General features: G+C 46.5%; 14 protein-coding genes. 8 read left to right on the top strand and 6 right to left on the bottom strand.

Annotation, left to right across the window (positions count from 1 at the left end):
- Window positions 1-4 precede the first annotated feature (4 nt).
- The 3 genes from FC652_RS08530 (at window position 5) to FC652_RS08520 (ending at window position 2589) form a co-directional block, all read left to right on the top strand.
- Window positions 5-430 carry an N-acetyltransferase gene (locus tag FC652_RS08530; RefSeq protein ID WP_176298235.1) on the top strand — a complete coding sequence of 142 codons (426 nt, stop codon included), beginning with the start codon at window positions 5-7 and terminating at the stop codon, window positions 428-430.
- Between the two features lie 169 nt (window positions 431-599).
- Window positions 600-1355: a hypothetical protein gene (locus FC652_RS08525; protein ID WP_176298234.1), complete on the top strand. Its 756-nt coding sequence runs from the start codon at window positions 600-602 to the stop codon at window positions 1353-1355.
- Window positions 1356-1626: 271 nt separating this feature from the next.
- Window positions 1627-2589, top strand: coding sequence for an AraC family transcriptional regulator (locus FC652_RS08520; RefSeq protein WP_176298233.1), 963 nt, complete (start codon window positions 1627-1629; stop codon window positions 2587-2589).
- Between the two features lie 43 nt (window positions 2590-2632).
- On the opposite strand, the gene FC652_RS08515 is transcribed toward FC652_RS08520, so the two are convergent.
- Both FC652_RS08515 and FC652_RS08510 read right to left on the bottom strand, forming a co-directional pair.
- The gene (locus tag FC652_RS08515) at window positions 2633-4195 is read right to left on the bottom strand and encodes an amidohydrolase family protein (protein WP_176298232.1); all 1563 of its coding nucleotides are present in this window, start codon (window positions 4193-4195) and stop codon (window positions 2633-2635) included.
- A 340-nt stretch (window positions 4196-4535) separates the two neighbouring features.
- Window positions 4536-5042 (bottom strand): GNAT family N-acetyltransferase, encoded by a 507-nt coding sequence (locus FC652_RS08510; RefSeq protein WP_176298231.1) that lies wholly within the window; start codon window positions 5040-5042, stop codon window positions 4536-4538.
- Window positions 5043-5219: 177 nt separating this feature from the next.
- Between FC652_RS08510 and FC652_RS08505 the strand changes: the two genes are divergently transcribed.
- A complete protein-coding gene (locus FC652_RS08505; RefSeq protein WP_176298230.1) occupies window positions 5220-5606 on the top strand; it encodes a hypothetical protein in 387 nt (128 codons plus the stop codon).
- 2 nt (window positions 5607-5608) lie between these two features.
- Window positions 5609-6016 (top strand): ribosome recycling factor family protein, encoded by a 408-nt coding sequence (locus FC652_RS08500; protein WP_176298229.1) that lies wholly within the window; start codon window positions 5609-5611, stop codon window positions 6014-6016.
- Window positions 6017-6091: 75 nt separating this feature from the next.
- Here FC652_RS08500 and FC652_RS08495 read toward each other — a convergent pair whose 3' ends face one another.
- Window positions 6092-6634, bottom strand: a complete 543-nt coding sequence (locus FC652_RS08495; protein ID WP_176298228.1) for a hypothetical protein — start codon at window positions 6632-6634, stop codon at window positions 6092-6094.
- 272 nt (window positions 6635-6906) lie between these two features.
- Here FC652_RS08495 and FC652_RS08490 point away from each other — a divergent pair, with 272 nt between their 5' ends.
- Window positions 6907-7332, top strand: a complete 426-nt coding sequence (locus FC652_RS08490; protein ID WP_176298227.1) for a hypothetical protein — start codon at window positions 6907-6909, stop codon at window positions 7330-7332.
- A 93-nt stretch (window positions 7333-7425) separates the two neighbouring features.
- Here FC652_RS08490 and FC652_RS08485 read toward each other — a convergent pair whose 3' ends face one another.
- Window positions 7426-8037, bottom strand: coding sequence for an HAD family hydrolase (locus tag FC652_RS08485; protein ID WP_176298226.1), 612 nt, complete (start codon window positions 8035-8037; stop codon window positions 7426-7428).
- 148 nt (window positions 8038-8185) lie between these two features.
- Complete coding sequence (locus FC652_RS08480; RefSeq protein WP_176298225.1) at window positions 8186-9268, bottom strand: PQQ-dependent sugar dehydrogenase; 1083 nt, start codon at window positions 9266-9268, stop codon at window positions 8186-8188.
- Between the two features lie 135 nt (window positions 9269-9403).
- Here FC652_RS08480 and FC652_RS08475 point away from each other — a divergent pair, with 135 nt between their 5' ends.
- On the top strand, window positions 9404-10006 hold the full coding sequence (locus FC652_RS08475; RefSeq protein ID WP_176298224.1) for a DUF1294 domain-containing protein: 603 nt from the start codon (window positions 9404-9406) through the stop codon (window positions 10004-10006).
- Window positions 10007-10121: 115 nt separating this feature from the next.
- Here the strand turns inward: FC652_RS08475 and yiaY are convergent, their stop codons facing one another.
- Window positions 10122-11270, bottom strand: a complete 1149-nt coding sequence (gene yiaY / locus FC652_RS08470) for an L-threonine dehydrogenase (RefSeq protein ID WP_176298223.1) — start codon at window positions 11268-11270, stop codon at window positions 10122-10124.
- Between the two features lie 336 nt (window positions 11271-11606).
- Here yiaY and yegD point away from each other — a divergent pair, with 336 nt between their 5' ends.
- A complete protein-coding gene (gene yegD / locus FC652_RS08465) occupies window positions 11607-12959 on the top strand; it encodes a molecular chaperone (RefSeq protein ID WP_176298271.1) in 1353 nt (450 codons plus the stop codon).
- The last annotated feature ends 149 nt before the right edge of the window (window positions 12960-13108 follow it).

The following is a 13108-nucleotide window of genomic DNA, read 5'->3' as shown; positions in this document are numbered from 1 at the left end:
AAAGATGAAGATTGATTTCACGACAGGTCCTTTAGGTGAAGGTAAGCAGCGTCAACTCAGTGCTGGGTTTGAATCTCACAGTGAAACGCATTTGGCACCGCCTTACCAAAAAGAACGTTTTAATTGGACGGTGGAGGATGAGCAGGGCAACCTCATTGCAGTGTTAACGGCAGACTTACTTTGGGATTGGCTCTACATTGATGAGCTTTGGGTTGATGAGACATGCCGAGGGACGGGCATGGGCAAAAAGCTGATGGCTCAAGCCGAGGAGTACGCGAAACAATGTTCACTATCTGGCTTGTGGCTCTGGACACAAAGTTGGCAGGCTCCACAGTTTTATCAAAGTTTGGGATTTGAAGAATTCACGCGTTTTGATGATTTCCCTGCGGGGTATAGCCGAATTGGTTTAAGGAAAAGGATGGCGAAGTGATGAGCGATTGCTTTTTGTAAGAACAAAAAGAAAGGTTAGCGTAGACAAGAATTAAATTGGTCGGTGATTTTCTTTGGCGTAAAACGACCTCTATGTTGGCGCGAAATGACCTAATGTTTGGTTGTGAGTCACCTTATAGTTCTCCACAGTTTTGATACAGGAGAACTTTATGAAACGTTTTGCGAGCCCTCTTTTTACGGCATCACTCTTGGCGTTGTGTGTTTCAACGGCTTACGCCAATGATGATCATGAACCAAAAGTCGATCCTTCAGATCTGACAGCGGTGAGCACCTCTGGATACATCGGCATGAATAACCAAGGGGATGTAAAGTTGTCGGCTTCGCTGGGTTTTGGTCTTGATAACGGCCAGATGGCCATGGGAACGTTGGAAGGCACCATGGACCAAGAAGGAAAATACAAAGATAGCCGTCTACAGTATTTTCATGTATTTAACTTACCTTATCCTCACGTTCCACGAGTGGCAGCTTCTCTCGATCTTATTGATAATGCAAACTTTACCACTCTCGCAGCCGGTGCCGTTGCGATGTTTAACCCCGGTGTGAAAGATGTTGTGATGTTTGGCCGTGTCGGAGCTTTGGTGGGTCAGTATGACGAAAATTTCAGTAGAATGATGGGAGAAAACGATAGCGATATCATGGGGGGGATGGCAGCTGGGTACCTTTCTTGGAAGCCAGGTGCGGATGGTACCTATCTCATGTTCTCGCCAGAATACACCTACATGGACGGCAGCATCGAGACATCAACCTTGAAGACGTCGTTAACACTCGGTACCCCGCTTTCTGCAGATGGTAAACGCTGGGGGCAGTTTAAACTTGAGAACACTTATGGTCAGATGGAATCGAGTCAGAAAACGATCCACATCGATGACACGGTAGCGTGGGCCTTCTATAAAGTGTATTTCTAATCTTTCTAACTTTCCCCGAAGCAAGGATGCTTCCCATGTTGTTTTCTTCTTGTTAGCGATCCCTTTCACCCTCACTCCCACTTAATTTCCAATATCTTAACTCCTGTGTTGTTTTTGCTATCGCACAGGTGAAGACACACTGATGACTTCCGCAATACCTTTTCAATGCCGTGGTCTACGACATTCTCTTTCTCTGCAGAGCTTTTAGCGATTTGAAGATTGGCTGTAAATCTTCTACCATTAGGTCAGTTTACGCCAAGGATGAGCAATCATGTCGCACAACATTAATACGACCAGCTCGAGCAATTTGCTGCCATTTATCCGGTATTTTGAGAAAAACAGCATTGACTGGAAAGCGGTCGCCGATCAATATCAAATTCCACATGATATCGAGTCTCGCCAAGTGTGGCTCTCTTCTCAACAGTTAATGTCGTTTCTTATGGCGATGGTTCGACACTCGAATAAGAAAGTCGGATTGGAAGTCGGGAAGCTGATTACTTTATCTCAAATCTCGCCTTCTCTAGAGAGTAATATCCGCCGTTGTGGTGATTTGTCGCAAGCGATAGAAACCGTGATACAAATGATCCCAGAGCTGAGCAGCCACGTGGTTATTTGGGTGGAGCAAATTCATGGGGATTGGTATCTCTGCCATCGTGGCGCCTATCATCCTTCGACGCTCGGTTTTGATCAAACAGAGTGGTTTCGTTCATACGCTTTGCTCTCAATGTGTCGCCTATTTTTGGGTAAAGAATGGGTTCCAGAGCACGTCTATATGAGCTTTTCGAAACACCTGGCACAAGGACTTCCTTTTGAGTTCTCCAATACACGCTTCAGTTTTGAACATCCGTTCGGTGCTATTAAGATCGAGCTTGATAAGGAGTATCAACCCATTTCATTGACGACAAATGAGGTTGATTGGGTTGAGCGAATTAAGCGTTTGTCCCATACGTACGCAATATTGCCGTGGTTTACTGTCGATTGGTTTGCTGGTTTTCTTCATATGTCCTCACGAACGTTGCAGCGAAAACTGGCGGAGAAGGGCCTGTCATTAAAAGCACTTCGGGATGAGGCGAGGGTCGAGACGGCAAAACAGCTTTTGGAAGAAAAGATGACCTCGGAAGAAGTGGCGTGGTGTTGTGGTTATAACGATCTGTCTAACTTTAATCGTGCTTTTCGTCGTTGGACTGGTGTTACTCCTGCACAGTATCGTACCCGCAATAAAGAAAGCGCGTAGTATGAACTACGCGCTTTCGACTCTCTTTGGTTACATTGTTGGATTATTTTTTTGTACGGCGAATCGCTTTACCGGCTTTCACTGTCGTGTCTAATTCGCTATTGTTCACCACGATTTCACCGTTGACCAGCAACCAATGTACACCTACTGCAGGGTGGTTTGGATCTTGGTAAGTACCGACATCAGAGATGGTTTCTGGGTCAAAGACAACAATGTCGGCATCCATATTGGGTTGAATTCGGCCTTTATTTTTCATCTGCGGAACGAAATCTTCGAGCAGCTGCGCAGGCATTAGGGTCATCTTACGAATGGCTTCTGACATCGAAAGCAACGCACGCTCTCTCACATACACACGCAACACTTTGGCAAAAGTACCATTCGAACGAGGGTGAGAGAATAAATCTTTTGGTAACGGCCATTCATCACCAGCATAGTTGTCTACATGCCCTTCTTCATCCATGTGCATCCAGAACATTTCATCGGATTCGATGAGTACATCTGGGCTTAAAATTGACGCATCCAGTTTCGCCAGATCTTCTGGGTTATTCTCATCTAGGAAGTGCCAAACAATAAAGGTTCCCGGATTGTTCGCTTGATAGTCAGCCAATTGTTTTTCAGACATACGCTCTTTGCCAAGCTGGAAGTTTTCTGCAGTCGAGCCCATTCGCTCACGCCACCCTTCACCTTGGAACATCGCCGCGCCAACAACCGTACTTGCTGCACCGTAGGGATAAGCGCCTACCGTAACATTAATCCCTTGTTCTTTGGCTTTCTCGACCATAGGTAAAATGGTATCGATGTCCTTGAGTGATGTGCTATTAATGTGGCACAAATGCATATGAGCCCCTGTAATCGCCGCATTACCGATGAGTTCTTTTACCGCTTCAAAAGAGCTTTGTGGCTCGGCATTACTGGCATAGCGAACGTGTGTATAGGTTGCCACATCTCGTTGCGCGGCAAGCTCCGCTAGGGCGTAATACTCTTTTTGTCCATGGCCTGGTGCATAGCCAGCATTAATACCGATGCCTAAGCCTCCTTCATCCAATCCTTGCTCGATCAGCTTAAGAATCTTCTCTTGTTGCTCAGGGGTTGCGATATCCATCTTCCAATCGTTGCGTGATTGCGCTTTTTGAAAATAGTCCGCGGTGGCTTCAGGTTGGGTACCACTAAAGGTTGCGATTCGAGCATATGTCCAGCCTGCTGCGGCGCCATAGTTCAATGGTAATCCCTTCTTGCCTTGCTCATCATACCAACTGGAAATGGGTAGCACGCCGGATTCTAACTCCAACATGGTGGTGACCCCTTGCATCGCTTGCATGCGATAGTCACCAATATTCTGCCCGTGGGCGTGAACATCAATAAAACCTGGGGCTACCACTTTTCCAGTGGCATCAATGGTTTTATCGCCGCTGATGGCATCCGTCGTGATGGTGACAATTTGGTTATCCTTGATACCGATATTGGCAATGGCATCAAATTTGGTTTCTGGGTCAATGACTCTACCATTTAGGATGACGGTATCGTAGCTCGCGGCAAGTGCAAAAGGAGAAAGAAGACTTAGGCTTATCACTGACGCTTTTTTTACAAACTGTTTTATTGGTTTCATCACAAAATTCCAGTTAGTTAACATTGATTAAAAGGTGGAAACGAAGGTTTGAGAAAAAAAACGCATCGTTTGTTACCGTTGTTCAGAAGTTGAACTCAATATAATCAGGCGAGCGAATTTTCGTAAGGTCATTTCGCGCCATTACACCTGTGTGATGTTCGAAGAGTGAAGCGCAACTCTTTCTTTTTAGTATAAGAACGTTTTTACATTATCTGCGGAAAAACGTTCGGCGAAATTCACTTAACTTGCTGTTGGTCGTCATTTTGCCAGTCAGAGTTCGACGGAGCTATCGTGATAGATAAGGTGAAATGGTAGTAAAGGTGTGGCTTGGCGTGATCTGCTACCCCACAATACCGTACAAATTATTCTCCATGCCATAGAGTTCTTTGGTGCCAAGTTGGCTAAAGCCGAGTTTTTGCAATAATCCATTGGAGGCTTGGTTGTCTGGTAGCGTGACGGCCAAAATCTGCTCCAACTGATAACGTTCAAAAGCGTTTGCCAATACTGCTTTGGCGGCTTCTTCTGCATAGCCTTGGCGCCAATGTTTTTCTAAAAACGCGTAGCCGAGATCTGGGTGTTCCAACTCTGGTCGTTTTAGCACGCCGCACATACCCACAGGCGTGCCACACGCTTTGAGCGCCACCATGCTTAAACCAAAGCCGTAGTGTTGGTAGCTGGCGATGGGGCCGTTGGTGAGGTATTGAATCGCATCTTCGGTGGTGCGCACGTTTTTATCAGCAATGTAGCGAATAAACGACGCTTGGTTGAGCAGTTGGATGATGAAATCGCTGTCACTCAGCTCAAAATGGCGAACAATCAAACGCTCGGTTTCACACAATAGTGCCATGCTAATCTTCCTCATTGTTTTTAAATGCGTTGGCACTGTACGCCTTATTACCAATAGAAAAAAGCAGTTTAGTTCTTACCAATCTTTGACAGAGCGGTACAAACGCCAAGTCGTTTTTCTTATACAATTTCGCTGAATGTTTTGGCGATTTTTGCTCGCTTGTTATCACTGAAATAAATGGATAGACCGATGAAAGCGCGTTTTCTTCTTTTGCTCCTCGTTTTAGCGGGGTGCTCTGATATAGTTCAAAGCCACTATGATAATTACCAGCATGCTCAAGCGGATCAACTCTTTGAAAGAGGGTGGCTGCCAGATGTTCTGCCTGTGTCGACCAGGCAAATTGAGGTGGCGAATGATCTGGACAACAACACCTCTCAAGGTTCGTTTGTCATTGCAGAGAAAGAAATGGCGCAGTTTCTTAGCCAGCTACAGCCTTTAGAGACCGAAAATCAATATCGATTTGAATCGGACAATAGTGTCTGGATTTTTACTCTCGGTGAGCAAGGCCATGTGCGTTATCAACTGACGTCGAATGATGACATTGTGAAGGACAGTGAAGAATAGCAGTGAAAATAAAGCAAGTAGCAGACACTATCATTGTGATTGCTTTACCGTCCTTGATTCATCGTATTGGTGGAGAGACGACAAAGCATTTGAAAAGCGTGGCGGCGGATCATGGTTGTGAACTTAAGCGCGTTCGTCGATCTCGCCATTGGCAAATTGCTGGCGAAGCCTTAGCACTTCAGGCGTTTTATGACCAAGTAAGGCGCTTGGAAGAAAACTCGGCCAGCTACTTGGTCAAAAAAATGCAATTGGCGTTGGCTTCACACAGTGAGAAGCTAGAGCCACTGGAAGACAAATTACAGCGTTTGGTGATGGAAAATCCGGCGATTACCTTGGCGGAGTTGATGTCGCAAACGCACTGCAGCTTATCACAAGCGAGGAGTGCACGCTTTTCTGCTGAGGGTTTGTAAGTGGATTTGGCGGTTAGTGCAAACGGGATAAGAGCCACGATCAATGGCTCTTTGAATCGATACCTTGGGCTGCATTTAGCAGCCTTCTTTTACCTTTAGCTGCTTCACTGGCAACGCTTCAATAGGCCCCAAGTTGGGGTACGCATCGGCAAAAATTTGTTTGCTGACCTCTTCCGCGTTGTCGTAGACATCCGTTGATAAACGTCCCGATGAATAACGGTAGTTAAAGTATGCAGTGTAGTAGGTTTTATCTGTAGCGACTTCCGGAACAAAGAAGGCTAAAACCGAACCGCCTTGGTAACAAATAGAAAATTTGTCTCGCTTATCTTTGCTGGTGGCCGGTTTGACATCCAAGATTGCGATCAATTGGTTGGGCTCTACATTGAACACGGCAAAATCAGACAGCGGTTGATCGTCATAAATCATTTTATTTGGTACGAAATAGCCATCTTTCTCTGTACCAGAGTAAACCGCTACTTGGAAGTTGCTCGGAAAAATCTGCATTGCTGCTACGGGTTGATTTGTCAATTGATGATCATTGGATAGCTGGCCAAAGGGGTCTGATGCACAGCCAGTGAGCATGACTATCGTTGCAATCGCCAGAGTAGAGGCTTTCATTTTTTTGTTTCCTTAATCGTTACTTTTTATCGAAGAATTATAAGCTTACAGAGAACGTTTGCTTGGTAAACGGTATTTTTCGATGTGCAATTGCGAGAGAGATCTACATGGTGGCAGAAGGCAATGATGGTTGAACAACGGGCGGTCATCTTGTTTAGTCGCGACAAACGGTCGAAACGACTTAAGCAATATATGCTTACGGATTTTCTATTCGTTTTATAGAGGGTTTTGAGTAGCATTTGATGGAAATCTAATATCAGTGGAGTTTGCAGATGAAAAGTAAGGTTGTAATGTTGGTATCGCTGGCTGCTCTTTGGGGGTGTGACGATGCATCCAAAGCTATTGAGCAAGCACAACTTGCAGCGAACAAAGCTGTAGATGAGATAAGCCAGCAAGTTGAATCGTTCGATTTTAGTACCTTGACCCTAGAGCAGTTCGGTGAAGCCGCCGCGACAGCGACAGAACTCGTAGCGTCAGTGGAAGATTTAATGTCAACGGACTTGAGCGATCCACAAGCACTATTGAGTGCGCAGGAAAAAATCGCAAATACATATTCCTGTCTAGTCAGTGCTTCTTCAGAAAATAGTGCGCAAGCATTATTGGACAAAGTGATGGCAACAGTTGCTGACAAAAATCTTCAACAGTTGATTGAAAAAGCCACTCAAAAAGCTGAGATGGCCACTGAATGCGTTATCTAACGGATTAAACGATCAATCGAATGAAGAAAAGCGCCGGAATGGCGCTTTTCTTTTCGGTAAACGGGCATTGGGTTGACCGCAGTGAGTGGAGAGTTAAGCACGTTGCTGTTGCAACGTTTGCAATAGTTCATCCAGTCTAGCGACGCACAAAGAGGCTTGGCTGGAAAACCCTTTGTCTTCACCATTAGTCACCAAACAAGAGGGCATTGACGCATTGAAAGCTGCTTGCAGGTCATAAAGATAATCACCGACATACAGTATTTGCTCTGGCAACAACTGCCATTGCTTCGTTAACGTGATGAGCGATTGAGGATCTGGCTTGGGTGCACCGTGCTCGCGAGTTAACAGTACCTCTACTTCAATACCAGTGTGGCGCAGTTTCAACTCGCTTGCTTCGAGGCAATTACGGGTCACAATTGCCGTACGAATGCCTTCTTTTCTGAGATAGTGAAGCAAATCGTGACAACCTGAAAGCGGGGAGGCGTGCTGCGCATCGGAAAGTTCGCGATCCAAAATGGTCTGCGCAGCTTGCTGCCTAACATCGTGGTTTTCAATCGCATCCACAAAGCTGAGTAAATCCATCTCTTGCGGGCAACCTAGTTCGGCTCTAAGTTGTGAGAAATTGAGTTCGCAGCTGACAAGGGTGTTGTCCAAATCAAACACTACTGCTTGTATTCTTTTGATTTCTAGTGCTATCGGTGTCATGTGGCGTCCATTTTATTAGCGCTCATCGCAGTTTATCCCTTTCCCGAAAATTTATATGGTGATTATTTGTATCTGCCTCGAAAATCAGAAGAAAAGCGCAGATAACAAGCACGACTTCACTGTATTTGTGGTTGGCAATCCTTTTTGATTACCGAACGATTTTGTAAATGTTGCCGTTATCAGTGGTGAAGTACAGATAGTCATCAGGGCTGATGGCAATATCACGAATCCGTTCATTTAACGCTTCAAATAGGCGGCCAATCTCTTCAAGTTTGCTGTCTTTTACACTTACCACATTGACGTGGGTGAGTTTTAACGCTCCGATAAGCAGCTTGCCGTTGAGGCTTGGGTAACGCTCACCGCGATACAGAACCAAACTGCTCGGTGCGATTGATGGTATATAGACCCAATATGGCTCTTCAATGCCCGGTAATGATTCTGCTTCGCCGACGCGTACTGGGCCCCAATACTCTTTGCCATGGGAGGTTTTCGCCCAGCCGTAGTTCTTTCCGGCTTGGATGAGGTTGATCTCATCGCCGCCTCTTGGACCATGTTCAACAGACCAGAGTTGCTGCGTTTTGCCATCGAAAAACAGCCCTTGCGGATTGCGATGACCATAGCTCCATATCTCCTTTTTCACTTCGCTATTGTTGATGAAAGGATTGTCACTGGGTGTTTTTCCATCGAGTGTCAGGCGCAAAATGGTGGCAGCGTGGTTGCTCGGATCTTGGCCGTTGTCTCGAACGCCACGATCACCGATGGAGATATAAAGGTGATTGTTGTCGTCGAAGGCGATACGACTGCCGAAGTGGCGACCGGTTGTTGACACCGCATCCGCGACAAACAGCTCTCGCCAGTCGGAGAGCGCTTTGTCTTGCAAACGGGCTGTGGCCAGTACCACGGTTGTGCCAGTATCGACTTCTTTCGAAAAGGTAAAATAGATCTGCTGACGTGTGATGGGGGATAAGGCAACATCAAGCAAGCCGCCTTGACCTGAGTCGTCGACATTGGTGACTTGATAGAGTGGGGTTTTCTGACCTTGAGTGACATCGAGCAACGAAATACGGCCATTTTTCTCGGTAATGACGGCGTTGGCACTGTCGATAAATTCCATTCCCCAAGGAATTTGATAACCCGAAGCGATTTTCGTTAGTTTTAATTCCTCACTTAGAGTGGAAAACGACACCAGCCCCAGCAGCACGGTTCCTAAACACAGACTTGTCCATTTCATTGCAACGTTCCTTTTGGCGGAATCCCTTTGACTTGATTAGTTTGAGTATATACCCAATACCCGTCGAATTCTGACCTATACTTATCCACTAGGAGAGCTGTGTTCTGTTAAATCAATCACTTTTGGGGCATAAGTATGGCGTACAAAGGAAGAATTGCTCAATGGAGCCAAGACAAAGGTAATGGTTTTATAAAAATCGATGGTTCAGGAGAAATGGTTTATTTCAATAAAGCAGAAGTTATTGGCACAGCGGCGCTGCATGATGTGGTTACTTTTGAAGTTGAGCGTAACAAGCATGGTCAAGTTATCGCAGTGACAGTACAAAAAGCGTTTGTTTTCTCTTTTGCTATTGGGGTTGCCATTATTTTTCTCACTGCTGTTTTCGCAGGAATTTGGTTGTTCAGATATCCGGCATTAGCCGTCTTACACTATTTCTTTATCAGCGCAGTCACTTTTGTGATATGCGCATTTGATGTCTCCGCAGCCAAGGAGAGCAAGCCAAGAGTACCAGAAATGTTGTTTTATGTTCTGGCATTGATTGGCGGTTGGCCCGGGGCATTCTTTGCTCATGTGGTTTTGAGTCATAAAGTGGGTAATACACCTTTCCTCGTGATGAGTTGGTTGATGGCGATGATTAACATGGCGGGCTTTGCCTGGACATTAACCGATTATGGCAAGAGCTATCTCTACTTGATGTTGGATCGGTTACCACTTCATTTGATTCCGGGTTTTGGTTAGTGCCTCGAGCATGATGACCTCTGTTTAGGAATACTCCATTTAAACGTCAATGTCACAATGAGAAAAGCGCTCCGAAGAGCGCTTTGTTCATATCAACTCGAACACCTTGAGATGATTACATTGCTGCTTCAAAAATCGCCGAGATCTCTTCGTGTGTCGCTTGTTTCGGGTTAGTGAAACCACAAGCGTCTTTGAGTGCATTGTCAGCCAAGGTTGGGATATCTTCTGATTTTGCACCAAGCTCGCGAATACCTGTTGGGATGCCCACATCTTTCGCTAGCTGCACAATTGCTTCGATCGCTGCGTCTGCTCCTTGCTCTGCGCTCATACCTTCGACATTCACCCCCATTGCTTTCGCGACATCGCGTAGACGCTCTGGGCAAACTTGTGCGTTGTAACGTTGTACGTGTGGCAACAAGATCGCGTTGCAGACACCGTGTGGTAGATCGTAGAAGCCACCCAACTGGTGCGCCATCGCATGCACGTAACCCAGAGAGGCATTGTTAAACGCCATACCTGCCATGAACTGTGCGTACGCCATTTGCTCACGCGCTTCAATATCGTCACCATGTGCAACCGCAGTACGAAGGTGGGCTTGGATAAGCTCAATCGCTTTGATCGCAACTGCATCGGTAATCGGCGTCGCTGCAATAGAAACGTACGCTTCTACCGCGTGAGTCAGTGCATCCATACCTGTTGCCGCCGTTAGTGATGCGGGTTTTGCCAACATCAGTTCCGGATCGTTCACAGAGATAAGCGGCGTGGTGTGTTTATCAACGATTGCCATTTTGATATGACGTGCTTCATCGGTGATGATGCAGAAGCGAGTCATTTCAGACGCAGTACCTGCGGTGGTGTTAATCGCAATCAGCGGTAGCATTGGTTTCGCTGATTTGTCGACACCTTCGTAATCTGCAATGGTGCCACCATTTGAAGCCACTAAGGCGATACCTTTAGCGCAGTCGTGCGGAGAACCGCCACCTAGCGAGATCACAAAGTCACAATCGTTTTGCTTCAGAAGCTCTAAGCCTGCGTTTACGTTACTGATTGTTGGGTTTGGCTGTGTGCCATCGAACACGACTGCACTGACACCACGCTCAGAAAGAAGGTCTTGCACCTGCTTGACCACACCGATTTGATTTAGGATTTTGTCGGTAACAATCAAACCTTTGGTAAAACCTTGAGCCTTAACGCTATCTGCTGCGTCTTTTAGGCAGCCAGCGCCCATTAGGTTCACGGTAGGGATAAAAAATGCACTTGCCATTTGGATTGCTCCATCGTTGTTAGTTAATAATGATTCCTCTTCTGGTTATTACTTTGTCATAGGAATGGTGAAGTTAAATTTGATCTCAAACAAGTTGGGGGAGGGAAAGCCCTCCCTAAAAGCAGGAACTGTGAACAGGATCTTGTTGCACATAAATTTCGTTATCTTATTGATAATAAAGTCATAATCGATGACTGTTAAAGCAATCGATTACTTGGTGTCTCCTTAATGCAAGCGAAAAATCACGTTTGCTTTGGTTACCAGTTGTTTGGCTTTTACTGGCTATTTGATGGGCGCTGCGTTAGCATTGCCGACCTTTTTTCGGCAGGAGGTGTTATGTACATTGGTTTCGATTATGGAACAGCGAATTGTTCAGTGGCGAGAATGCAAGATGGCGAGCCAGAGCTACTCGCTATTGAAGGATCCAGTCACTATATTCCTTCAACACTTTCCGCCCCGACGCGTGAATCGGTTTCCGAGCATTTATTTCGTCATCGCGATATCAAGCCACTAGACAAAGTGGGTGAACAGGTATTGCGCCGAGCCATCAACGTCAATCGAGAAGAGAGCATTGAGCTGCACCCTGAAGATGTGGTGTTTGGCCAAGCGGCGCTTGATCGCTATTTGGCAGACCCAACGGATCTCTATTACGTTAAATCACCTAAATCGTTTCTTGGCGCCTCTGGCCTGCATGATGTGCAACTGAGCTTCTTCGAAGATCTGGTTTGCGCCATGATGGCCAACATCAAAACCAACGCAGAACATTCGGCGCAAGCGGTGATTCGTGATGCGGTGATTGGCCGTCCGGTCAACTTCCATGGGCGAGGTGGTGAAGAGGCAAACCATCAGGCCGAAGGCATTTTACGTCGCGCGGCGACACGTGCTGGTTTTAAACGCATCGAGTTTCAATTTGAGCCGGTAGCGGCAGGTCTAGAGTACGAAGCAAGCCTGCAGCAAGACAAAACCGTGCTGGTGGTCGATATTGGCGGGGGCACGACTGACTGCTCTCTGATTGAAATGGGGCCAAGCTGGCGTGGAAAAACCGAGCGTGCAGGCAGCTTGCTTGCCCATTCCGGCCAGCGAATTGGTGGTAACGACCTCGATATTTATCTCGCGTTTCGTCAACTGATGACGCCATTTGGGTTTGGCAGCAAAGCACTGAGTGGTATTGATATGCCCAGGACGCAGTTTTGGAACCCGATCGCCATTAACAACGTTCAAGCGCAAAACGACTTCTATGGAAGAGCCAATCTAGCGGCGCTGAAGCTGCTGCACAAAGAAGCCCAAGAGCCAGAGAAACTGGCGCGCCTGCTCAAGGTTTACCATGAAACGCTCGGTTATCAGATCGTCAGACGGGCTGAAGAGGCAAAAATTGCCTTGTCGGATAGTGAACAATATCAAGTTGCCCTCAATCTGTTTTCGGAACACTTACATGTGGATGTGAGCCAGAGCGAAATGATTGAAGCAATTGAGTCACCAAAGAGCAAAATGGTGGAGCTAGTGAAAGAAGCGGTGGAACAAGGTGGCGTGAAACCGGATGTTATCTTTATGACGGGTGGTTCCGCTCGCTCACCGATCTTACGCCAAGCTGTAGAGAGCGAGTTACCGAATGTACCCGTTGTCAGCGGCAACTACTTCGGCTCAGTCACCGCAGGTCTCGCGCGTTGGGCGGAGGTTTGTTTTCGCTGATTACGTTAATGCATTACCGTTTGACCTTACCCCAAGGCAAAGGTTTATACCTATTCTAGTCGTTAATCCAAAAGTAAGGTGACTTATGGGATGTTGTAATCAAGCGCCGAAAGGTGGTGGTGGAAAACCATCCACACTATTCATTACCA

Source organism: Vibrio sp. 05-20-BW147, assembly GCF_013369385.1.
Taxonomy (GTDB): domain Bacteria; phylum Pseudomonadota; class Gammaproteobacteria; order Enterobacterales; family Vibrionaceae; genus Vibrio; species Vibrio floridensis.
The sequence above is the reverse complement of the archived record's forward strand: the minus strand, read 5'-3'. Positions and strand labels throughout refer to the sequence as shown.